This is a genomic window from Dermabacter sp. HMSC06F07 (assembly GCF_001807345.1).
GTDB lineage: Bacteria > Actinomycetota > Actinomycetes > Actinomycetales > Dermabacteraceae > Dermabacter > Dermabacter hominis.
In genome coordinates, this window is the sequence record NZ_KV788577.1 from 185,136 (window position 1) to 207,984 (window position 22,849).

Annotated in this window: 20 protein-coding genes; 6 read left to right on the forward strand and 14 right to left on the reverse strand. The window is 63.9% G+C overall.

The features are described from left to right. Positions 1-74: 74 nt before the first annotated feature. Complete coding sequence (locus HMPREF3157_RS03205; RefSeq protein ID WP_070435491.1) at positions 75-638, forward strand: flavodoxin domain-containing protein; 564 nt, start codon at positions 75-77, stop codon at positions 636-638. Between the two features lie 97 nt (positions 639-735). Here HMPREF3157_RS03205 and pntB read toward each other — a convergent pair whose 3' ends face one another. From pntB to HMPREF3157_RS03225, 4 genes are all read right to left on the reverse strand, one after another. Continuing rightward, positions 736-2,181 (reverse strand): Re/Si-specific NAD(P)(+) transhydrogenase subunit beta, encoded by a 1,446-nt coding sequence (gene pntB / locus HMPREF3157_RS03210; RefSeq protein ID WP_070435492.1) that lies wholly within the window; start codon positions 2,179-2,181, stop codon positions 736-738. Between the two features lie 3 nt (positions 2,182-2,184). After that, a complete protein-coding gene (locus HMPREF3157_RS03215) occupies positions 2,185-3,726 on the reverse strand; it encodes a Re/Si-specific NAD(P)(+) transhydrogenase subunit alpha (protein ID WP_016663933.1) in 1,542 nt (513 codons plus the stop codon). Between the two features lie 157 nt (positions 3,727-3,883). After that, positions 3,884-6,565 (reverse strand): DNA helicase PcrA, encoded by a 2,682-nt coding sequence (pcrA, locus tag HMPREF3157_RS03220; protein ID WP_016663932.1) that lies wholly within the window; start codon positions 6,563-6,565, stop codon positions 3,884-3,886. A gap of 128 nt (positions 6,566-6,693) precedes the next feature. Continuing rightward, positions 6,694-7,032, reverse strand: a complete 339-nt coding sequence (locus HMPREF3157_RS03225; protein ID WP_016663931.1) for a hypothetical protein — start codon at positions 7,030-7,032, stop codon at positions 6,694-6,696. A 101-nt stretch (positions 7,033-7,133) separates the two neighbouring features. Between HMPREF3157_RS03225 and HMPREF3157_RS03230 the strand changes: the two genes are divergently transcribed. Further along, positions 7,134-8,195: a lysylphosphatidylglycerol synthase domain-containing protein gene (locus HMPREF3157_RS03230; protein ID WP_016663930.1), complete on the forward strand. Its 1,062-nt coding sequence runs from the start codon at positions 7,134-7,136 to the stop codon at positions 8,193-8,195. On the opposite strand, the gene HMPREF3157_RS03235 is transcribed toward HMPREF3157_RS03230, so the two are convergent. Then, positions 8,192-9,187, reverse strand: a complete 996-nt coding sequence (locus tag HMPREF3157_RS03235) for an alpha/beta hydrolase (RefSeq protein WP_016663929.1) — start codon at positions 9,185-9,187, stop codon at positions 8,192-8,194. The genes HMPREF3157_RS03230 and HMPREF3157_RS03235 overlap by 4 nt on opposite strands. 201 nt (positions 9,188-9,388) lie before the next feature. Here HMPREF3157_RS03235 and HMPREF3157_RS03240 point away from each other — a divergent pair, with 201 nt between their 5' ends. Beyond that, on the forward strand, positions 9,389-9,592 hold the full coding sequence (locus tag HMPREF3157_RS03240) for a DUF3073 domain-containing protein (RefSeq protein WP_016663928.1): 204 nt from the start codon (positions 9,389-9,391) through the stop codon (positions 9,590-9,592). A gap of 199 nt (positions 9,593-9,791) precedes the next feature. Here the strand turns inward: HMPREF3157_RS03240 and purM are convergent, their stop codons facing one another. From purM to HMPREF3157_RS03270, 6 genes are all read right to left on the reverse strand, one after another. Then, the gene (purM, locus tag HMPREF3157_RS03245; protein WP_016663927.1) at positions 9,792-10,916 is read right to left on the reverse strand and encodes a phosphoribosylformylglycinamidine cyclo-ligase; all 1,125 of its coding nucleotides are present in this window, start codon (positions 10,914-10,916) and stop codon (positions 9,792-9,794) included. Beyond that, the gene (gene purF / locus HMPREF3157_RS03250) at positions 10,913-12,388 is read right to left on the reverse strand and encodes an amidophosphoribosyltransferase (protein WP_016663926.1); all 1,476 of its coding nucleotides are present in this window, start codon (positions 12,386-12,388) and stop codon (positions 10,913-10,915) included. Before purF ends, purM begins: the two co-directional genes overlap by 4 nt. A 145-nt stretch (positions 12,389-12,533) precedes the next feature. Beyond that, a complete protein-coding gene (locus HMPREF3157_RS03255; protein WP_016663925.1) occupies positions 12,534-12,938 on the reverse strand; it encodes a hypothetical protein in 405 nt (134 codons plus the stop codon). A 3-nt stretch (positions 12,939-12,941) separates the two neighbouring features. After that, complete coding sequence (locus tag HMPREF3157_RS03260; RefSeq protein ID WP_016663924.1) at positions 12,942-13,367, reverse strand: sterol carrier family protein; 426 nt, start codon at positions 13,365-13,367, stop codon at positions 12,942-12,944. Beyond that, complete coding sequence (locus HMPREF3157_RS03265; protein WP_070435493.1) at positions 13,354-14,685, reverse strand: adenylosuccinate synthase; 1,332 nt, start codon at positions 14,683-14,685, stop codon at positions 13,354-13,356. The genes HMPREF3157_RS03260 and HMPREF3157_RS03265 overlap by 14 nt, the downstream gene beginning before the upstream one ends. A gap of 81 nt (positions 14,686-14,766) precedes the next feature. Continuing rightward, positions 14,767-15,216 carry a DUF3151 domain-containing protein gene (locus tag HMPREF3157_RS03270; protein ID WP_061211030.1) on the reverse strand — a complete coding sequence of 150 codons (450 nt, stop codon included), beginning with the start codon at positions 15,214-15,216 and terminating at the stop codon, positions 14,767-14,769. An 87-nt stretch (positions 15,217-15,303) separates the two neighbouring features. On the opposite strand from HMPREF3157_RS03270, the gene HMPREF3157_RS03275 reads away from it, so the two are divergent. The 3 genes from HMPREF3157_RS03275 to HMPREF3157_RS03285 are packed head-to-tail and all read left to right on the forward strand — an operon-like array spanning position 15,304 to position 18,302. Continuing rightward, complete coding sequence (locus HMPREF3157_RS03275) at positions 15,304-17,106, forward strand: phosphotransferase family protein (protein ID WP_070435494.1); 1,803 nt, start codon at positions 15,304-15,306, stop codon at positions 17,104-17,106. After that, on the forward strand, positions 17,106-17,552 hold the full coding sequence (gene dtd, locus HMPREF3157_RS03280) for a D-aminoacyl-tRNA deacylase (protein WP_016663920.1): 447 nt from the start codon (positions 17,106-17,108) through the stop codon (positions 17,550-17,552). Before HMPREF3157_RS03275 ends, dtd begins: the two co-directional genes overlap by 1 nt. A gap of 9 nt (positions 17,553-17,561) precedes the next feature. Then, positions 17,562-18,302, forward strand: a complete 741-nt coding sequence (locus HMPREF3157_RS03285; protein WP_016663919.1) for a phosphoglyceromutase — start codon at positions 17,562-17,564, stop codon at positions 18,300-18,302. A gap of 281 nt (positions 18,303-18,583) precedes the next feature. Here HMPREF3157_RS03285 and HMPREF3157_RS03290 read toward each other — a convergent pair whose 3' ends face one another. The 3 genes from HMPREF3157_RS03290 to HMPREF3157_RS03300 all read right to left on the reverse strand — a co-directional run bounded on the left by HMPREF3157_RS03290 (position 18,584) and on the right by HMPREF3157_RS03300 (position 22,498). Continuing rightward, positions 18,584-20,170, reverse strand: coding sequence for a helicase HerA-like domain-containing protein (locus tag HMPREF3157_RS03290; RefSeq protein WP_070435495.1), 1,587 nt, complete (start codon positions 20,168-20,170; stop codon positions 18,584-18,586). Positions 20,171-20,198: 28 nt separating this feature from the next. Then, positions 20,199-20,846, reverse strand: coding sequence for a TetR/AcrR family transcriptional regulator (locus HMPREF3157_RS03295; RefSeq protein ID WP_168161676.1), 648 nt, complete (start codon positions 20,844-20,846; stop codon positions 20,199-20,201). Positions 20,847-20,932: 86 nt separating this feature from the next. Beyond that, a complete protein-coding gene (locus HMPREF3157_RS03300; RefSeq protein ID WP_070435497.1) occupies positions 20,933-22,498 on the reverse strand; it encodes an MDR family MFS transporter in 1,566 nt (521 codons plus the stop codon). Positions 22,499-22,849: the final 351 nt, after the last annotated feature.

The window sequence follows — 22,849 nt, forward strand, 5'->3', positions numbered from 1 at the left end:
ACCGGTGGTCCCTGCCCGTACGCGGCGGTGCGTGGCAGGCTGGAAGTACCGAACACGACCGCGAAGGAGCACCCATGAAAGCCCTCATCCTCAACGCCTCGATCTACGGGCACTCCGGCCGATACGCCGAGATGATCGCGAGCGCCCTCACGGATGCGGGCTGGGACGTGCACACCCTCACCACCAAAGGATTCACCATCGAAGCGGCACGAGAGACGCCCGGAGGTGAACCCGACCTCGTCGTGTACGCGGGCGGCAACTATGCGGGCAAGCTCCACGACGTCAAGGCCTTCGTGAGCGCCGCACATGCTTTCAAAGGCGCCCGCCTCGCCCTGCTCTCCGTTGCCTGGGCTGACCCAAGCCGCACCGACGAGGTCGATAAAGTGCATCGCGCGAACCTCCCGAGCGACGTGTATGCGCGTACCGAACGCTTCCACGCGCGCGGCGGACTTGCCCACTCCAAGGTGTCTTTCGCCCACAAGGCTGCCCTCACCGGCGTGCACGCCTTCATGAAGGCGACGCCCGCGAGCAAACGCCACGCGAACGACCAGGAAATGCTCGACACGTGGGGCACGGACACCGATTTCGTGAAGCGCGACACCATCGAGCCAATGCTCAAAGCGCTTCTCGACTCCTGACTCCGGCCCCAGGACCCGCGGGCCAGATTGCCGCATAAAAGGGCCCCGCGCCCACCCACGACGGGTGCGCGCGGGGCCCTTGGCTGAACGAGAGAGGCTAGAGCGCCTTCGTAATCGCCTCGACCGACGCCTTCGCGTCGCCAAGCAGCATGTCCGTGTTCTCATTGAAGAACAGCGGGTTCTGAACACCCGCGTAGCCGGCGCCCATCGAGCGCTTGAACACGACGACACGCTTCGCGTCCCACACCTTGAGCACGGGCATGCCCGCGATCGGGCTGCCGGGCTCCTCGGCGATCGGATTCACCGTGTCATTCGCGCCAATCACGAGCACGACATCAACGTCGCCGAAGTCGTCATTCACCTCGTCCATCTCAAGCACGATGTCGTAGGGAACTTTCGCCTCGGCAAGAAGGACATTCATGTGCCCGGGCAAGCGTCCCGCAACCGGGTGAATACCAAACGTGACCTCCACGCCGTGTTCGCGGAGCTTCTTCGTGAGTTCCGCGACCGGGTACTGCGCCTGCGCCACAGCCATGCCGTAGCCGGGAGTGATCATGACCGTCGAGGCACCCTTGAGAAGCTCCGCCGTCTCTTCAGGCGTGATCTCGGTGTGCTGCCCGTAATCACGCTCAACGGTGGAGGAGCCACCGTCGGAACCAAACCCGCCGAGGATCACCGAGAGGAACGAACGGTTCATCGCCTTGCACATGATGTAGCTCAGGTACGCACCCGACGAGCCGACGAGCGCACCCGTGATGATGAGCAGGTTGTTGCCGAGCATGAAGCCCGCGGCCGCCGCAGCCCAACCCGAGTAGCTATTGAGCATCGAGACGACGACGGGCATGTCGCCGCCGCCGATCGCGGCCACCAGGTGGAAGCCAAGGAAGAGCGCAAGGATCGTGAGCAGGAGAATCGAGGCCCAGCCGGCAAAGCCCTCGCCGCCGCTCGCCATGAACACGATCGTGAGAACGAGCGAGAGAACGAGGACGCCGAGGTTGATCCAGTTGCGGCCCGGAAGCATGAGCGGCGCGCCCTTGATCTTCGCCGAAAGCTTCAAGTACGCGACGATCGAGCCCGTGAACGTCACGGCACCGATGAAGATACCGAGCGCCACCTCTCCCAGATGGAAAGTCTCCATCGCGGGCGACACACCGTACGGATGAAGGAAGCTATTGAAGCCAATCAGCACCGCCGAAAGACCCACAAACGAGTGAAGCATGGCGATGAGCTCGGGCATGCCCGTCATCTCCACCTTCTTCGCGAGCGGAATGCCGACGCCGGCACCGATACCCATCGCGAGAATAATCAAGATGAGGGTGACGATCGGGCCGTTGAAATGCTCGGGATCCACGTGCGAGTTCGCGAGCGCACGCGCGATCGTGGCAACGAGCGCAATGGCCATACCGGCCGCACCAAAAATGTTGCCGCGCTTCGCGCTCTTTTGCGCGCTGAGCCCCACGAGCGCGAGGATGAAGAGAATGGCCGCGGCAATGTAGGCGAGGGTCGTGAGCCTCAACGTCCAGTCAACCAGCTGCATGTCCATCGATCAGCCCTCCCTCGAAAACATGGAGAGCATGCGGTGCGTGACCGTAAACCCGCCAAAAATGTTGATGCTCGCAATCACGATCGCGATGAACGACAGAATCGCCACGGCAATATTCGCGCTGCCCACCTGCAAAATCGCGCCCACGAGAATAATCCCGGAAATCGCGTTCGTCTCGCTCATGAGCGGCGTGTGCAGCGAATGCGTGACCGACGTGATCACGTAGTAGCCCACCACGATCGCGAGCATGAGCACCATGTACTGCTCCGCCACCTGGAAGGGGCTCGCAAGCACAAGCGCCACACCGAGGATTCCACCAATGATCGCCGCGATAGTCCCCGCGTGGGACTTCTTCGCTTCGGGCGCTTCGGCAGGAGCCGGTGCCGCTTCGGGTGCAGGTGCAGGCGCCGCCGACACCTTCACGGGAGGCGGTGGCCACAGCACATCCGCCTGGCCATCGTGCGCGAACGTCACCGTGATGCCACGAACGATCGTGTCCTCGAAATCGAGCATCATCACGCCATTCTTCTGAGGCGTCACGAGCTTCATGAGGTTCACGATGTTCTGCCCGTACAGCTGGCTCGCCTGACCGGGAAGCCGGCCCGCGAGGTCGGTGTGGCCCACGATCGTCACGCCATTCTCGATCTGGTAGACCTCGCCAGGCCTCGTCAACTCACAGTTGCCGCCGTTCGCGGCAGCCATATCCACGATCACCGAGCCGGGCTTCATGTTCTGAACATCAGCGGCGGTGAGAAGCACCGGCGCCTTGCGGCCCGGGATATTCGCGGTCGTAATGACGATGTCCGCCTCGGCCGACTGCCGCGAATAGAGCTCCGCGGCCGCCTTCGCTTGGTCCGCCGTCATCTCCTTCGCGTAGCCATCCTCAGACTTCTCCGTCTTCGCCTCGATCGGGACGAACTCCGCGCCCATCGACTCGACCTGCTCGGCAGCCTCGGGGCGAAGATCGGTAGCCTTCACGATCGCGCCCATCGAATTCGCCGTTCCGATAGCCGCGAGACCCGCAACGCCGGCCCCGATTACATACACGTTCGCGGGCGGCACCTTGCCAGCCGCCGTGACCTGCCCCGTAAAGAGACGCCCAAAGTTGCTCGCCGCCTCGATCACCGCGCGATAGCCGGCAATGTTCGCCATCGAACTGAGCACATCCATCGACTGTGCTCGCGAAATACGAGGCACCGCGTCCATCGCGAGAGCCGTCAGGCGATGCTCCTTGAGTTCGTCGATGAGCTCCGGGTTGCGACCCGGCGCCATGCGAGAAATGAGCACGGCACCGGCGAGCATCCTCTCGCGCATCTCGCGCGGGGGCGTATCGAGCGTCGTCACGATATCGGACTGCCACACCTCCTCCCCCACGATCTCGGCGCCAGCGTCGGCGTAGGCGGCATCGAGGTATGAAGCGCGCTCCCCAGCACCGCGCTCAACCGCGACGTCGTAACCAAGCTTCCGGAGCTTGCGTACGGTGTCGGGCGTGGCGGCGACGAGCGGCTGATCCTCGAGTGTTTCTCTCGGGATTCCGATTCGCAATGTCACTCCTTAGTGCGAGATGCCCATGTGCGCATGGGACCTGCTACGAATCTACCGCGTGCCTGCGAGACGTACAGCCCGAAACTCACGAGGGTCGAGAAAAACTGCGTCTCGAGCCCGAGAAACGGATGCCCGGACGGTCGCCGGCCCCACTCGCTCAGAGCTTCGTAATCGGCGCGTAGCGCACCAGGAGGCGCTTTTTCCCGTGCGGCTCCCGGAACTGGACCTCGACCTGGAGCTTCTCCCCCGCCCCGGTCGCGGAAACGACGGTCCCCATGCCGAAGCTGTCGTGCGTCACGCGGTCGCCAACCTCGAGGTTCGGGATTTCGCTCGCCGTCTTCGCCTTCTTGCCGGAACCGAAACTCGGCCGCGATACGTCGCGGCGGCCGCCGCCGACGCCTACGCCGGTAACAGATGGGCCACGCCTGCTCGAAGTACCCCAACCGTCGGAACCGCCGAAGCCGCCACCAAAGCCACCGCCGAAATCGGCGTACGCACGCGCGTTGCCTGCGCGCGCTACGTGCACGAGGGCCTCGGGGATCTCTTCGAGGAACCGGGACGCGGGGAAGAACTGCGGCGTGCCCCACGCGGCGCGCACGCTCGCACGCGTAATGAACAGCCGCTCGCGCGCTCGGGTAATCCCCACGTAGGCGAGGCGGCGCTCCTCCTCGAGTTCTTTCGGGTCGGCGAGGGTCCGCTGGTGCGGGAAGGTGCCGTCTTCCATGCCCGTGAGGAACACGATCGGGAACTCGAGGCCCTTCGCGGTATGGAGGGTCATGAGGGTCACGAACTGATCGTCGCCCTCGGGGATCTGATCGGAGTCGGCGACCAGCGAAACCTTTTCGAGGAACTGATCGACGAGCGAACCACTAGGGGCCTCGGGGCCGCCCGGCTCGTCCTCGAACTCGGAAGCCGCGGCTTCGGCGGCCGCGAGATCCGCCTCGAAGTCAGCGGCGACACTCACGAGCTCCGCGAGGTTCTCGAGGCGGGATTCATCCTGGGGATCGTCGCTGCTCTGGAGGGAGGCGTAATACCCGCTCTCGCTCAGGATCTCTTCGAGAACGTCGCTCGGGCCCTCGCCCTTTTCGACCTTTTCGCGCACGCGCGACATGAGTGACACGAACTTCTCAATCGCGCCCAGGGAGCGCGTTGCAATGCCGGGAGCTTCGCTCGCACGCTCGAGCGCCTCGCCAAAACTGATCCGCTCCTGCTCCGCGAGCACTGACACGGCGGCCTCAGCCCTCTCGCCGATTCCGCGCTTTGGCGTATTGAGGATGCGGCGCAGATTGATTTCATCTGCGGGGTTCGTCAGCACGCGAAGGTACGCGATCGCGTCCTTAATTTCTCGCCGCTCATAAAAGCGCGTTCCGCCCACAACCTTGTACGGGAGACCCACGCGAATGAGCTGATCCTCAAGCGCGCGGGACTGGGCATTCGCCCGATAGAACACCGCGATGTCGCCAGCCTTCGCCCCCTCATCGATGAGAGCATCAATCTGGCGGGTGATGTACCGCGCCTCGCCCTGCTCATCGTCGGCCACATACAGCGTGATCTGCTGGCCCTCGCCCTGATCGGTCCACAGCTTCTTGGGCCGCCTGCCCTGGTTTTCCTTGATGACCGCGTTCGCGGCGCTGAGGATCGTTTGGGTCGAGCGGTAGTTTTGCTCGAGCACGATCGTGCGGGCGCTCGGGAAATCCTGCTCGAACTCGATGATGTTGCGGATCGTCGCGCCGCGGAACGCATAGATCGACTGGTCCGAGTCGCCCACGACCGTGAGGTCCGCATGAGGGTCATCGCCGACGAGCTCGCGCACAAGCCTGTACTGCGCGGTATTCGTGTCCTGATACTCATCCACGAGCACGTGCCGGAACCGACGGCGATAGCCTTCGCGAATCCCCGGATTCTCGGCGAGCAGGCGCACAGTCAGTGCGATCAAGTCGTCGAAGTCCACGGCGTTCGCCGTGCGCAGCCGCTCCTGGTACTGGGTGTAGATCTGCGAGATCATCCGTTCGGCGGGGTTCTTCGCGTTCTCCGCCTGGGCAGCGTATTCCTCGGGCGTCACGAGCTCGTTCTTGAGGGAGGAGATTTTTGCCTGGAACGCTCGGGGCGAGTGCCTTTTCGAGTCGAGCCCCATGTCCTTCGCGATGTTCGTGATGAGCCGCTTGGAGTCTGCCGAGTCGTAGATCGAGAACGTGGACTTGAGCCCGGCTGCGGCCGCATCTCGCCGCAGAATACGCACGCACGCCGAGTGGAAGGTCGACACCCACATGTACCGGGCCGCGGGCCCAATGAGCGCCTCAACCCTCTCCTTCATCTCGGAGGCAGCTTTGTTCGTGAAGGTGATCGCGAGAATTTCGCCCGGAAGAGCCTCTCCACTTCGCAAAAGGTGAGCGATGCGGCGGGTCAGCACGCGGGTCTTGCCGGAGCCTGCCCCGGCAACGATCAACAGCGGGGAGCCGCGATGTTCGACCGCATCGCGCTGGGGCGGGTTGAGCCCCTCGACGATCTCCTCGAGAGCAGCCTCATCGCGCCCGCCCCAGGCCGCAAAACTCTCATGACGCACGGGCTCGGGCTCATCCGGAACCGGCTCAAAGTTCACCCCCGCCTCGGGATTGGGCGATTGCGACACCTGCTCGTCAAACGCGGTTTCCCAATCCTCGGGCGGGGCATCCTCGGAAAAATCCCATTCGTCGGGAGGCGGGCAAGCGTCGGACTCCCCTCGCGCACCCCCGCTCTGTGCGCGCGCACCCGTGCCACCCTCGCCTTTGATTCCCTTCCCGGCCTCGCCAAGCGCGCGGAAGGATTCGGGAAGTGGAAAATCGTCAAAAAGCGAGGACATAGAGGCACCTTCACGTACGGATAGGGCGGATAGTTAACGGATGCGTGGGCGCGCATGCACAGGTTCATGCGCTGCGGGCCTACCCCGTGTAGCGGCTTGCCCGTGCACGGGGGCGCTTACACGCGCTCTCACATGAACAGCGCAACCGCGATATTCACGACGATGCCCGTAGGAATCGCGAACCAGACCGGCGCGGGCGTTGCTTCGCGCTTCTTGATCGCGATGAACGCACACACCGCAACGATGACCGACAGCACAAGCTTGATACCGATCACCATGTGGTTGATACCCATGTCTGCGGCGATCCCAATGAGGGCGGCGATCAGGCCAAACACGGGTGCGGCAGCGGCCATGTGCGCCATGCCGGGACGAGGCTGGCGGTTCTTGGCAGCGGCGATCCACATGCCGAAGGCGCCGGCCCAACAAAGGATGTGGAGGAAAACAAAAATCATCATGAACGTATGCATGACTCCACTCTACGAAAGGGGTGAGACATTTAAACTCAGGGGCCCCGACGGGGTCGCTCGCATCACGTCGAGACCGCGCGTTTCTGCGAGAATGGTCCGCGATGAACGACTCCTCCAGCCCCACGCCCCTCACACGCGAACAAAAACTTACGCGCGCCCTGCTCGCCGTCGGCTCCATTGCCCTCGCAGCAATTCTGATCGTGTGGCTCATCCCCCGCGCTCTCGACACATCGTGGACACACATTTTCGCGTCCTTCACCGGGATCAGCGTGTGGTGGGTCCTCGCGCTCCTCGCGGTCGCGCTTGTCGTCCTCGCGATCGACTCAATCGGTTTTTCCGCCTGCTTTCGCGGCGTGAGCCTCAGGGCCAGCGCCGAAACGAATGCTGTTGCCCAAGCCGTCACCGTCGCAATCCCGATGGGATCAACCATCTCCCTCGGCCTTATCTACGCTCGACTCAAACGCGCGGGGGCGAGCGCGAAAACGATCGCCTCGGGCACCCTTCTGGCTTCGATCGCCGACATCCTCGCGCAGATCCTCCTGCCGATCCTCGCCGTTACCCTCCTCGCTCTCGCCCCGCTCGACATTCCGCTGTGGGTCCGCATCGCCCTCGTCGTTGCCGCCGCGCTCGGCCTCGCCCTTACGAGCACGGCGCTCGGACTAGCCTCGAGCGAAACACTGCTGCGCACACTCCTCGAACGCGTGCAAACGATCACCGACGCCTTCCACGAGGGCTACGGCGGGCGAAGCCGCGACATCGTCACACCCGCCCTCGCCACGCGCAACATGGCGATCGCCGACGCTCAGGGTTCACGCGCCTTGATCCTCGGCGCCCCCACCATTGCGCGCATAGTGCAGGGCCTCGCGTTCATTGCCTGGTGCACGTTCGGCTACGGCTTCACCATCAGCCCGCTCCTCCTCTTCGGCATCTATGCCCTCAGCCGCTTACTCGCCCTCATCCCTCTCACGCCGGGAGGCATCGGCGTGATCGACGTCGGCGTCGCGTGGGCCCTCGTGCAATGCGGCGCACCAAACGCCGCGGCTGTGTCGTGTGCGCTCGCGTTCACGCTCAGCCAAATACTCACGCCTGCCCTCGCCGGTGCGCTCGCCATCCCGATCGGGGTTCGCGATGCCGAGGCTGACGCCAAGGCCAGAAGGGCCTAAAGTCCGCGCCTCTCCATGAATGCGGCAAGCTCAGCGAAAAACATCTTCCTCGGGGCCTCGAACGCGAGGGCCATGTCGTGCGTTGCTCCAGGAATCCGCGCGATCGTCAGATCTCGCCCCGCGTTGCGCGCGTTCCTCACCTGCTGCTCGACGTTCAAGATCGCATCGCTCGTGTAGGCACGGCGCGTGAAAAACGGTTCGAGAGCGGATCGCGTCGAGGCCGTCATGAAAATAGGCTCGCGGATATTGAGCCCGCTCGCGAGCTGATTCTGGGCCCGTGCAACGGCAGCGAGTGTGCATGCCGGCATCGGGAACGACTCGAACGGCTTGTACGGCACATGCCAATCCCAATGCCCCCCAAAGTGGGTGTGAAGCGTCCGGGCATAAAAATCGGGCGTGCCCGGAATTACCGAGCTTAGGGGCCGCGTGCGCGCGAGCGCCTCGAGCATAGGAAGGAGGGCTCGGCGGACGAGCGGCCCGCCATGCAGTTCGAGCCACGGCGAATTGAGCAGAAGGGCCGACGCTTGCCCCGGGTTCCTCGCCGCCCAAGTGACCGTCGTGATCCCTCCCGTCGAGTGGGCATAGATGACCGGTTTCTTTGGGGTGAGGCCACGCTCGCGGGCGGCCGTGCTCGCCATGTCGATCGTGCGGCTGATCTCCTCTGCGTAGTCGCTTAGGTCGCCAATCGCGGTCGCCACATCTCCCTCGCGCAGCGAACGACCGTTTCGGCGCAGGTCGATCGCCCAAAAATCGTAGCCGCGGTCGTTAAAGAAGTTCGCGACGTGCGGGTGAAAGAAGTAGTCGCTCCAGCCGTGGAGGTACAACGCGATGGCGCCCGTCGCTCGCTCTTTCGGTGCGGGCCGCGCGATCGTCGTGAATCCCCACGGCCCGAGTGCGTCCTCGCCGCCGTCGTGGTGGCTGATGTCGAAACCATGCGCGACGAGAGCTGAATCGTCAACGGGCGGATAGGTGCGGTCGTGTTCGGCGGACATGGCTGGGGCTTTCTTTCGTCGCTATTCGCACTCGGTAGCAGGGCATTTTTCCCGGTGACGGAGCCGCCGTCGGGTGTGACGTGGCCCCGCGCGGGCCTGCTTCTACTTTAAGTCCCAGGCGCCGCAGTGTAACCTAGAGTCCGAAACTTACTCTCCAGGGCGAAAGACGCCCGCATGTTCGACGCACAGGGGGTCGTACCTATGGGTCGTGGCCGTCAGAAAGCCAAGCAGGCCAAGATTGCTCGGGACCTCAAGTACTACAGCCCGCCCACGGATCTCAACGCTCTTCAGCGTGAGCTGAGCGGGAAAAAGAACGAGTCCGCTTCGTGGGACGAAGATGACCGCTACGAAGACAAGTGGGCAAGCGAGTACGACGACTGGGCTGACGAGGACGAGGAGTCCTGACCGCCCCTTCATTGTGAACTGACGCCGCCAAACGAAGGTAATTCGCGAGAACTACAGCCGTTTGGGGGCGTCATTTTTTATGCGGTGAAGCCCACCCCCTCCCCGGTCCCCGCCCCCTCGAATTGCATAGGGTTTGTGGGGGTTTGGTTCGCGCCCAAAACCCCCGCAGCGCCTATGCAATTCAGATTTTTGGGGACAGTTACGTAGTGACGAGGACGGGGCCGCCGTGCGCCCCCTTTGCCCCCTGCACGAGCACATCGCTTTCGCCGCGCGGCTGTGCAAGATCCTCGCGCCGGGTGACTTCGCCGATCACCCGCGAGCGCACGCCCTCGGCCTCGAAATGCCGCACAACCGCGTCGGCGCTTTCTTCGCTCACAACCGCGACCATGCCAATACCCATGTTGAGAGTCGCCTCGAGGTCCGCGAGCGGCACATTTCCCCACTCGCCGATCGCGCGGAACACCGCACCGGGCTCCCAAGAGCCACGGCGAACGTGAGCGCCACAATCGGTGGGAATCACACGGGCAAGATTCGCGGCAAGGCCACCGCCCGTCACATGAGAGAGTGCGTGGAGGTTTCCGACGCCTGCCTTCTCGAGTACGCGCAGGATCTGTGCGCTGTAGATGTGGGTCGGGGTAAGGAGTTCCTCGCCGAGGGTCTTGCCGAAATCGTCGATGTGTTGGTCAAGGCTCAGCCCTGCGTGGTCGACGACGGCGCGCACGAGGGAATAGCCGTTGGAGTGCAGGCCGCTGGAGTCCATGCCGATGAGAACGTCGCCGGCTTTCACACGCTCGGCGCCGAGCATCTGGGAGGCTTCGACGACGCCGACGGCTGCGCCCGCCACGTCGTAATCATTCTCGCCCATGAGGCCGGGGTGCTCGGCCGTTTCGCCGCCCACGAGTGCGGTCTCGGCAAGGATGCAGCCCTCGGCGATGCCGCGCACGATGTTGGCGATCCGCTCGGGGTGAACCTTCCCGCACGCGATGTAGTCGGTCATGGCGAGCGGTTTCGCACCGCTCACGACGATGTCGTCTACGACCATCGCCACGAGGTCCTGACCGATCGTGTCGTGCACATCGAGCGCCTGGGCGATCGCGATTTTCGTCCCCACGCCGTCGGTACTCGAGGCGAGCAAGGGCCGCTCGTAGTTTTTGAGTGCACTCACGTCGATGAGACCGGCGAAGCCGCCAACACCGTCCACGACGCTCGCGCCGTGGGTCTTTTTTACGGCGGCCTTCATGAGTTCGACGGCGCGGTCCCCCGCGTGCGTGTCGACGCCGGCAGCGGCGTAGGTGAGGCCCTCGCCTTTCGGTGCGTTGGTCATTTCTGGATCTCCTTGTCGGCCATGCCAAGCAGTTCGCGGCCCTCGGAATCGGGAGCGGGCAGTGGGATGGGATATTCCCCGGTGAAGCATGCAGAGCACAGCTGGTTCGGTTGTTGCGCGGTCGCGCGGACCATGCCGTCAAAGCTGATGTATCCGAGGGAGTCGGCACCGATCGACCGGCAGATCTCTTCGGTATCAAGACCGTTGGCAATGAGTTGGGCGCGATCCGCAAAGTCGATGCCGTAATAGCAGGGCCACTTCACAGGCGGTGAGCTGATCCGTACGTGCACCTCGCTCGCGCCCGCCTCGCGGAGCATGCGAACCACGGCTCGCTGCGTGTTGCCGCGCACGATTGAATCGTCGATAACCACGAGGCGCTTGCCCTCGATAACTTCGCGAAGCGGGTTGAGCTTGAGGCGAATACCGAGCTGTCGAAGTGTTTGCGTGGGCTGGATGAACGTGCGACCCACGTAGGCGTTCTTGACCATGCCCTGCCCGTAGGGGATGCCGGATTCTTGGGCGTACCCGATCGCGGCGGGTGTGCCCGATTCGGGCGTGGGGATCACGAGGTCAGCGTCGACGGGGTGTTCGCGCGCAAGCTCGCGCCCCATCTCGATGCGCGACTCGTTCACGCTCCGCCCATTGAGGTTCGTGTCAGGGCGCGAGAGGTAGACGTACTCGAATACGCAGCTCTTGCGCGCGGGTTCGAGGACCTGCTCGCAGCGCAAGCCGTCTTCGTCAATCGCGATGAGCTCGCCGGGCGCTACTTCGCGCACGAAGCTCGCGCCGCAAATGTCGAGGGCGGCGGTCTCGGAGGCCACAACCCACCCGTTCGACAGCCTGCCGAGCACGAGCGGGCGGATGCCTTGCGGGTCGCGCGCCGCGTACAGGGTCTTTTCATTCATGAGCACGAAGCAGTAGGCACCGCGGATACGGCCCATGAGGTCTTTGAGGTTCTCCTCGAGGCTCCCGTCGTGATTGAGAAGCGCCGTCACGATCGCCGTGTCGGTCGTGTTGCCCTGCTTGAGCTCACCGATTTTCGCGCTGCCCTGGCGCTCGTGGAGAAGCTCGAGGAGCTCGAGGGTGTTCACGAGGTTGCCATTGTGGGCGAGGGCGATCGTGCCATCGGGGCGAGGGCCGAGCGTCGGCTGGGCATTCACCCAGTGGCTTGCCCCGGTCGTGGAATAGCGCGTGTGGCCCACGGCCATGTGGCCCTGAAGAGTCTTGAGATTGCCTTCGTCGAACACTTGCGAGACGAGACCCATGTCTTTGTAGACGAGGATCTTTTCGCCGTTTGAGGTCGCGATGCCCGCCGACTCCTGGCCGCGGTGCTGAAGCGCATAGAGCCCGAAGTAGGTGAGGGTGGCGACGTCTTCTCCTGGCGCGAACACGCCAAAAACGCCGCATTCGTCTTTCGGTTGGCGATCGTCGGGAAGGAGGTCGTGGGTAAGTCGTCCGTCTGCGGGTAGCACTAATCCAGTCTAATACGGCACACGCCCCTCGTGAATTGCATAGAGACTGTGGGGGTTTTGCCACGAGGCCCGACCAATTGCATAGACGTTGCGGGGGTTTGATCCGCTTCCGAAACCCCCACAACCCCTATGCAATTCAGGTTATCTATTTCGCGCGCGTGCGCTCGAGGAGCCAATCGATGATCACGGCGAGAAGGGCGAGGGCACCCCCGATAAAGAGAACCCCGTAGAGCGCGGCGATCACGAGCGGCGCCACATCGAAAACACCCCGGAACATGCCCCACACGAGCCCGGAAAGGGCTCCGAGCACGAGGGCGAGCACGACCCACCCACCGAGATTCATGCGGCGTTCACGCCTCACGAAGAGCGCTGTTGGCATCGGCGTCGCGTGAGGATCCGCGCCCGCGGCACCCGCATCGTCGGAGTCGACCTCAGCTGGCGCAGCGGCCTCAACATTCGCCTGGCTATCGTCCTGTCCGTGATGCTCGACGTGTGCGTCGGAGGCATCGGCGGGGAGGGAGCCGGCTTCGGGCGTGTTCTCGCTCGTCACGTGTTAATTCTCCTCGGTCGTAGTGGGGCGGGCGGGCGCTTCTTCAGCGGCGATTCTCCGGGCGATCGGCACGGGCAGAATTTCAGAGAGGTCGCTGCGTTCGCCGGATGCGCTCACACCGCCGCCTTTCGCGCGGCCCTCTGCCCACGTCAGCTCACCCGTCGCAAGGCGCATCCAGGTTGCTGCATCCATCTCCACGACTGCGGGCGGGGTTCCGCGCGTGTGGCTCGTGCCCTCTATGATCTGCACGGCGCCGAACGGTGGAACGCGCAGTTCGACGGCGCCGCCCGGGTATTCCTCGGCGAGCGCCTGGAGGGTGAATCGCACCGCGAGCGCGAGGGTAGGTCTCGCCGTGTCTTTGCCGTTCTCGCACCACGAACGGATCGCGGCCGTGCCGTCGGAGATCGGGATCGGCTTACGCGCCGGCACCGTCGGACCCTTCACCCGCGAGGCGTTCCTCGCCGGGAATGAGCGAGTGCACCGCGATCGTGTCATCGCGGTCCGGGCCAACACCGATCGCCGAAATGCGGCAGCCGGCAAGTTCCTCGAGTCGGCGCACGTAGTTTTGTGCCTCGATCGGAAGCTGCTCGAACGTGCGAGCCTTCGAGATGTCTTCGCTCCACCCGGGCATCGTCTCGTACACGGGCTTCGCGTGGTGGAACTCAGTTTGCGTCATGGGCATGTCTCGATGGATTTCGCCATCGATCTCGTAGGCGGTGCAGATCGGCACCTCGTCGAGACCCGTGAGAATGTCGAGCTTCGTGAGCACGAGATCGGTGAAACCGTTGATGCGCACGGCGTGGCGAATCATGAGGGCGTCGTACCAGCCGCAACGGCGCGGTCGCCCCGTATTGACGCCCACTTCGTGGCCCTTCTGCTGAAGGTATTCGCCCCATCTATCGAAGAGTTCCGTGGGGAACGGACCAGCGCCCACACGCGTCGTGTACGCCTTGACGATGCCGATCGCGCGGTCGATGCGCGTCGGGCCGATACCGGAACCCGTGCACGCGCCACCCGCGGTGGGGTTCGAGCTCGTCACGAACGGGTACGTGCCGTGGTCCACGTCGAGGTAGGTCGCTTGGCCGCCCTCCATGAGCACGAGCTCACCTCGGTCGAGCGCCGAGTTCAGCATCTCGGTCGTGTCCACGACCATGGGGCGGATCCGCTCCGCGTACTGGAGAAGGCCTGCCACGATCTCCTCAACCTCTACGGCCCGACGGTTGTAGAGCTTCACGAGCACGCCATTCTTCTGGCGAAGCGAGCCTTCAACCTTTTGGCGCAGGATCGACTCGTCGAATAGGTCCTGAACGCGGATGCCGAGGCGCCCCACTTTGTCCATGTAGGCGGGCCCGATGCCGCGGCCGGTCGTGCCGATTGCGCGCTTGCCGAGGAAGCGCTCGGTGACGCGGTCCATCGTTTGGTGGAAGGGGGCAACGATGTGCGCGTTCGCGGAAATGCGCAAGTGCGAGGTGTCGACGCCGCGTGATTCAAGAGTGTCGATTTCCTCGAAGAGCGCATCGAGGTTCACGACCACGCCGTTGCCGATCACGGGCGTCGCATTCGGCGACAGAATCCCGGCGGGAAGGAGCTTGAGCTCGAACTTTTCGCCGTGGACGACGACCGTGTGGCCCGCGTTGTTGCCGCCGTTGGGCTTGACAACGTAGTCGACGCGATCGCCGAGAAGATCGGTTGCCTTTCCCTTTCCTTCATCGCCCCACTGGGCTCCAACGATCACGATCGCGGGCATGACATCTCCTTGTGCGCGGCGTCCTGGTGCGCGCGGTAACGAAACAGCAAAGGCCTATTTTACGCGGGGTGATTGCCGACGTTAAGGGGCGAGCGTTGTGGCGTCGCTCAGGCTCGGGTCGGATTCGGCGATGAAATCCCTCAGGCGTTCTACCTCGCCGGTCTCGCCGATCGCTTCTGCGGCACGCGCAAGGTGCAGGAGGCACAGAAGAAAACCGCGGTTTGGTTCGTGGGAGGCGGGGACTTCACCCTGGCCTCGCCATCCGGCGCGGCGCAGCGCGTCGAGACCGCGGTGGTAGCCAACGCGCGCGAATGCGTAGGCCTCGATCGTGTCGCCATCGGCACTTGACTCCTGGGCGAGGAGCGCCCAGGCGAGCGGGGAGGTGGGGTGGTCAGCAGCGACCTTCTTCGGGTCGTCACCTTCGCGCTCGCGAACGGGGCGATCGAGCTCGTCGGGCAGGAAGGTCGGCTTCGGGCCAAGCAGGTTGCCGCCAAGCTCGGGGCGAGGGCGGGAAGTCGTGTTTTCACTCATACACCCACCCTACAAAGTGTCTGTGCCATATACCCTGCGTGCACGGCTGTTCAGAAGGGCCCGGCCACAACCTGCAACAATGGGAGCATGACAGAGACCCTTGACGGTTCCGAGCTTCTCACGGGGCCCCAGGCCGGAGGTGTGCTCGAGGCGGCCGTCACCAACGCGGGCGGCGAGCTCGTCGAATGGACGCTCGACCACGTCGACCACCGACCTTCACGCTCCACGAAAGCAATGTTCCGCACGAAGGTGCGCTGGGTGGAGCTTGACGGCGCCGAGGCTGAACCTCGCGATGAGCTTTTCGGCGTGAGCGCCCACATCGGTGAGCAGGAAAAGAACGTGCTCGCCCCCGAGCAGTCCCTCGTGATGACCGACGGCGACATGAACGTGCGCGTGTGGCGCTACCCCCACGACCCGTGGCTGCCGATGCTCCCGCAAGTGTGCTACCCGGATGTTCTCCACGAAACCCTCGGCCGTCTCGGTGTTGCCACGGGCTTTGCGGAGGGCACCCCCGTGCCGGTTGAGGTTGTGAGCTACCGCCCCGGTCGCCGCGCCGTGCTCAAGGCCACCCTCGCCGACCGCAACGTGTTCCTCAAGGTGTTCCAGCCGCACACGACCTCGAGCGTCGTCAACCTCCACCACAGCCTGCTCGAGGCAGGCGTTCCGGTCCCCGCCGTTCTCGGCTCGACGGACGGCCTCGTCGTGCTCGCCGAGTTGGCCGGCACGGTTCTCGCGAAGGCGGTGATCGAAGAGGGCGAGCGCGCGTGCCACGCCGAGGATCTCGTCGCGATGCTCGACCGCCTCCCCGCTTCCCTGATGGATCAGCCCGTGCGCCCGCCGTGGACCGATTCCGCCGAGTTTTACGCTGGCGTTGTCGCCTCGAGCCTCCCCTCCCTCAAAGACCGCCTCGATGTCCTCGTGTACCGCATCGAGCTGGGCCTCGCCGACGTCGAGCGTCGCATTGGCCTCGAGCCCACCGAAGTCGTCCACGGCGACTTTTACGAGGCGCAAGTGTTCGTGGACAATTCTCGCGTCGTTGGCGTCCTCGACATTGACGGGGTTGGTCCGGGCCGCCGCGCCGACGACCTCGCGTGCCTGTGCGCCCACCTCTCCGTGCTTGGCGACTACGCGAATCAGGGTCGACTGACGCTCGACATTCACGAACGGGTCGCGGAGGCAATTCGCACGTGGTATCCCGTTTTCGCGAACCGCGTTGATCCGCAAGAACTCGCGCTGCGCGCCGCCGGCGTGGTCCTTTCCCTCGCGACGGGCCCGCACCGCCAGCAGGAGCCCGATTGGGAGCGCGCCACGGAAGCGATGGTTCGCGTTGCCGAAACGTGGGTGCAGGTCGCCGAGTACGGGCCGCACTACGTGGGGCCCATGCCGGGCGGGCTCATTTCCGGATCCGACGCCACCCGGTCCCGTACGAATGCCACGACGAATGCCGAGGCGACGAGTGCTCCGACGGGCGACGCCGATGGCACGCCAGCCGAACAACCGGCACAGGACCTCTCGCCGTCGCCGATCATCGTGCCGTCCGTTCCAAGCGCCGACACCTCGTTCGCCCACGGCGCCGCCCACTTCGAGCAGGATCCAACGATTCCGCTCCCGCCGATTCCCGAGCTGTCCGGTCAGCAAATGGAACTCGCGCTCGGTGGCGCCAACGAACAGCCTCACGAACACTTCGGGCGCGCGGGCATCACGATGTCCCCGCCCACCCCCGTCTACGTGCCGGGAATGCGGCGACGCCCTCACGTGCGCCCTGCACGCCACGCGTTCCTGAAGTCGATGGAGGCGGCGCAACCGTCGGAACCCGTGCGGCGTAATACTCACCGCGCCGACGCTGCCGAGGATCCTCCAGCAAAGGCCAACGAGGAAGGAGAGAGCTGATGCGCGCGATCGTTCAGAAGGTGAACGGAGCGAAGGTCGAGGTGCTCGATACTCACGACAGCCCCCGACGCACAACAGGCGAGTTCGAGGGCGAGGGCCTCGTCGTGCTGCTGGGCATCACGCACGACGACGGCGAGAGCGCGGTCGAAACGATGGCGCGGAAGATCTGCGAACTGCGCATCCTCGACGACGAAAAATCCGCGCTCGATAAGAGCGCGCCCGTCATGATCATTTCCCAGTTCACGCTGTATGCGGACGTGCGCAAGGGGCGCCGCCCGAGCTGGAACAAAGCCGCTCCCGGGCCCGTTGCGGAGCCGCTCGTGCAGCAGGTCATTGACAGGGTGCGCGAGCGTGGCCTCACCGTGCACGAGGGCGAATTCGGCGCACACATGCAGCTCAGTATCACGAACGATGGTCCCATGACGATACTCATCGAGACCGAGTAGGGTGGATGTATGACATACACACTGGTACTGCTCCGCCACGGCGAGAGCGAATGGAATCAAAAGAACCTGTTCACCGGTTGGGTCGACGTTCCTCTTTCGGAGAAGGGCCGCGGTGAAGCCACTCATGGCGGCGAGCTCATCAAGGAATCGGGCATCCTTCCCGACGTTGTGCACACGTCGCTCCTGCGCCGCGCCATCATGACCGCGAACCTCGCGCTTGATGCCGCTGATCGCCACTGGATCCCCGTGAAGCGCGATTGGCGCCTCAACGAGCGCCACTACGGCGCGCTTCAGGGTCTCGACAAAGCCGAGACCCGCGACAAGTACGGCGACGAGCAGTTCATGCTGTGGCGCCGCTCGTTCGATGTTCCGCCGCCCGCCATCGAGGAAGGCAGCGAGTTCAGCCAGGATGGCGACCCCCGCTACGAGGGCACCGAGGTTCCGAAGGCCGAGTGCCTCAAGGACGTCATCGCGCGCTTCCTCCCCTACTGGGAAGAGGGCATCAAGCCTGACCTCGCCGCCGGCAAGACCGTTCTCGTGGCTGCGCACGGCAACTCGCTTCGCGCCCTCGTGAAGTACCTCGACGACATCTCTGACGAAGACATCGTCGGCCTCAACATCCCGACCGGCCAGCCGCTCGTCTACGAGCTCGACGAGAACTTCAAGCCTGTCACCAAGGGCGGCCGCTACCTCGATGAGGAGGCCGCGCGTAAGGCGGCAGAGGCCGTCGCCAACCAGGGCAAGAAGTAAACTCTCGGATTGCATAGGGGTTGTGGGGGTTTCGGGCTCACGCCCGCCCCGTAACCTCTCGAGTTCCGACGGTTGCCTACACACGAGGCCCCGGAGATCCTCTCGGATCCCGGGGCCTTCGCTTCCCCCCCTTTTCGAATTGCATAGGAGTTGTGGGGGTTTAGTGCCGATTCAGCGCTGCCGATTCAGCGCGGGTAAGGCGCGAGCGCCGAGGCTTCCGGGACGTCCCATAGCGCCGGCGCCGCCGATACGTTCGTAGGCACCAGCGCTCCAGTCGCCCATTATCGGCGACGCTTGCGAGTCGTCCCGAACAGCGAACGCGTAATCTCACGCCCGAGCACCGTCCCCGCCGAACGAAAGAAACTCTTGACCGCGCTATTGCCCGCGATCTTCTCCACCAATCCAGGCTCTTCCTTCGCGGGCTTCGCCTTCGCAGCGGGGGCTGCGCCTGCACCGGGCTTTTCAGTTCCGACGGCTGCCGGGGAAACGTCGGACTCCCCCTGCCCGACCTGGCCACCCTCCGCACGCGCCTTGAGGATCTCGTACGCGCTTTCGCGATCCACAACAGTGCTGTACTGGACCGCGATCTGGCTGGACGCGATAATCCGATCGATCTCAGCTTCAGGCGCGGGCTCCATCGAGGATTCGGGAGCGCGCATCGCGGCGTAGGCCACGGGGCTCGGCGCGCCCTTCTCGTTCAAGACGGTGACGACCGCTTCGCCCGTGCCGAGGGAGGTCAAGAGCTTTTCAAGGTCGTACTCGGTTGTGGGGTAGGTGGCGACTGCTTTCTTGATGGCCTTTGCGTCATCGGGCGTGAAGGCGCGCAAAGCGTGCTGGACGCGGTTGCCGAGCTGCGCGAGAACGTCGGCGGGAATGTCCTTGGGCGATTGGGTAATGAAGAATACGCCGACGCCCTTGGAGCGAATAAGCCTCACGGTTTGGATGACTTGGTCGATAAAGGCACTGGATGCGCCCTTGAAAAGCAGATGCGCCTCGTCGAGGAAGAACACGAGTTTCGGCTGGGGAAGATCGCCCACTTCCGGCAGCACCTGGTAGAGCTCAGCGAGCATCCACATCATGAAGGTTGAAAACACTTCTGGCCGCTCGGCAACGCCGGGAAGTTCGAGACACGAGATGATCCCGCGACCGTCGGAATCTTTCCGGAGGAAATGCTCGACGTTGAAAGCCGGCTCTCCAAAAAACACGTCTGCACCGGAGTTTTCGAACTGGGTGAGGTTGCGCAGAATAACGCCGGCGGTCGCGGTGGAAATACCGCCGATGCTCTTGAGCTCATCCTTGCCATCGGTCGTGAGGTACTGGATGAGGGCGCGCAGATCCTTGAGGTCGAGGAGGGCAAGGCCAGTCTGGTCAGCGTAGTGAAAGATAAGCGAAAGGGAGGATTCCTGAGTCTCGTTGAGACCCAGCACCTTCGAGAGGAGAACCGGCCCGAATTCGGTAACCGTCGTGCGAATCGGCACGCCCTTACCGTGTCCACCCAGCGAAAAGAATTCGGTGGTGCCAGCGCGAGATACCCAGTCTTGGGCGCGAGCCTTCGCACGTTCGGTGAGTTTTTCCGACGCCTGCCCGGGAACAGCAATGCCGGAAAGGTCACCCTTCATATCCGCGACGAAAACGGAGGTACCGGCGGCCGCGATTTGCTCCGCGATGAGCTGCAAAGTTTTTGTTTTGCCGGTGCCGGTAGCGCCGGCGATCAAACCGTGCCTATTGAGCATTCCGAGTGGCATGTAAAGCGGCGCTTCGGGGTTCGGCTCGCCGCCATCGACGACCGCGCCGAGATGAATCCGCGGCTCCTCAAACGCGTAGGCGGCAACGAGGTCGTTCGTGTCGGGCTGAGAGATATCGGCCATGAGGTAGGAGCTCCTTCGCGGTGGTCAGTTAGAGGCGAACACGACCTGAGTCAAGAAAGTCGAGAACGATCGGCAAAGCGTCCGCGAGCGAGAGATCGCGGCGCACAGCAATAGCGTAGACGCTGCGCGCCATGGCGAATCCCCAGGCAACGTGAATCGCCGCTGCATCACGAGCGTCGTCCGCCCCCATGCTCGGGGTGAGACGCTCGGCGATGACCGCGCTGAGTTCGCGGCTCACTCCCCTGTTACGGTCGGTGAGGATTTGCAGCAGCTGCGGCTCGCGAGAAAGCACGCGGTGTGTGAGCTCGCGGGTGTCACTGCGACGAGAAGCGTCATCAGCGTGGATGCGAAGGAGCGCACGAATAGAGTCGCGAACGGGCTCCTGCGCGGGGCGAGAGGCAAGAATGTCCACAAAACGACTGCTCTGTTCAGGATCGACGCCCAGCACGGTCGCTTCCTTGGAACCCCAGTAATTGAAGAACGTGCGCGAGCATACCCCCGCCCTCTCCGCGATCTGATCGACCGTCACCTGGGCAAGACCGTGCTCGGCTACGAGTTCGAGCGCCGAAAGATGCATCGCTTCGCGCGATTCGCGTTTCTTTCGCTCGCGCAAACCCTCGTGGCTGGCGGCCAGGTCCGACGCCTGCTCTTTCTCCGTTGCGGCTGTGTCGCTCATGTCAATCACGCCTCCTCGTATCGACGTGCGGTGCATCTCCGTGTTCGAGGTGACCGTCAAGCGGTCCCTCTCAGCATGGCCGGGCGCTAGTTGGTGCTGCGCAGCTCGGTGTGGCGGATGAACAGGGAAAGCACGAGAGCGACAACCGCGAACGGGGCCGCCGTCGTGAAGACAACCTGCATGGCGTCTCCCATGCCGTGGCGAATGGCCTCGACGATCGGGGCGGGAATGCCCTCGAGCTTCGAGGGGTCAAGAATCGCCGCTGCACTACCGCCGGACTCGCCACCGATCTTTCCCATTGCGGCTGCGACCTGCGGCGGAAGCTGCGCCTGGATCTTTGGCATGAGATTCGCCGACATGACGGAGCCGAGAACGGCGGTGCCGATCGTCGAACCGACGTTACGGAAGAACTGCACGGCAGACGTCGCGACACCGAGATCCTCACGAGCGACGGCGTTTTGGACAATGAGGGTGTAGGTCTGCATACACATGCCGAGCCCCGTGCCGATCACGATCATGACGAGCGTGAGATGCAGTTGCGAGGATTGCCAGTCGAGGCCTGCAAGAAGGATGTATCCGACGCTCATGACGATACCGCCGAGAACGAGGAGTCCCTTGTAGCGGCCCCACTTGGTGATCATGATGCCCATGAGAATCGACGTCACGATCATGGCGACGTTGAGCGGGATGAGGATCGCGCCCGAATTCGTTGCGGATACCCCGAGGACGCCTTGCGCGAACACGGGGATGTAGATGATTCCGCCGAACATTGCGACCGCGATCGCGAAGCTCGCGAGGATCGATAGGGAGATGCGGGAGTCGGCGAGCATGCGGAGCGGGACGAGCGGGTTCTCCGCTCGCATCTCGACGACCACGAAAAGCGCAAGGAGGATTGCCGCAGCCACGAACATGGTGATGATGACCGAGGAGTCCCAATCGTAGGTATTGCCACCCCACGACACGGCGAGCAGGCCGATGACAAGGCCGGGCGTGAGAGTCAGCGCGCCAATGAGGTCGAACTTTCCAGCGCTTGCCGTATGCGGCAGGCGCATGAACTTTGTGAGGAACACGAGGGCAGCGACACCGAGCGGAAGGGCGAGATAGAACAGGTAGCGCCAACCGAAGTTGTCGGTCACCCAGCCTCCGAAAAGCGGACCAGCGATCGAGGACACGCCGAACACGGCACCCATGATGCCCTGATACTTTCCGCGCTGGCGCGGCGGGATGATGTCGCCGATGATCGTCTGGCTGAGCGGCAGGATCGTGCCCATACCGAGGCCCTGGACGGCACGCGAGAACACAAGGAACCAGAAGTTTGTGGCCAAGCCGGACAGGGCCGAACCGATCATGAACACGAAAAGGCCCGCGATGTAGAACGCCTTGCGGCCGTACATGTCGGAGAGCTTGCCGACGACCGGCACCGCGACCGCCGAGACGAGCATGGCTGCGGTCGCGATCCAGCTGTAGTGCTCCATGCCGCCGAGTTCGGCGACGATGCGCGGCATGGCGGGGCCGACGATCGTCTGCGAGATCGACGCGACGAACATGCCGAGCATGAGGCCGAGGAACACGAGCTTGCCGTCCCGGTCGAGGCCGGTGAATTCCACGGGCGCGTCGCCGCGCGCCACGTGAGTCTGAAGTGATGTAGACATGGTCCCCTTTTCGTCCGTGCACCGCCACAAAAAACTATGCAGCGACTGCAAAATCCTTAACGTGTGGGAGATTATCGCCTCCTGCCTGCCCTCACCAAGGGCTGCGCGGCGGAACGTGACAATCGGAGCAGGGCGGCGCGTTTGCGGCGATACGGGGCCCAGCCTCGGCACACCTCCGTCCCTCGCCTCCTCTCGCCGCGCCTCCCCTCGCCTCCCTCCCCTCCTTCGATTCTGGACCCAACGTTTGTGGCGGTATGCGGCCCCATTCCGCCACAAACGTAGGGTTTAGATTCCTAGCCCGCTCGGATGCAGCCCTGCAGACCCGCAGCCCCGCAGCCCCGCAGCCCCGCA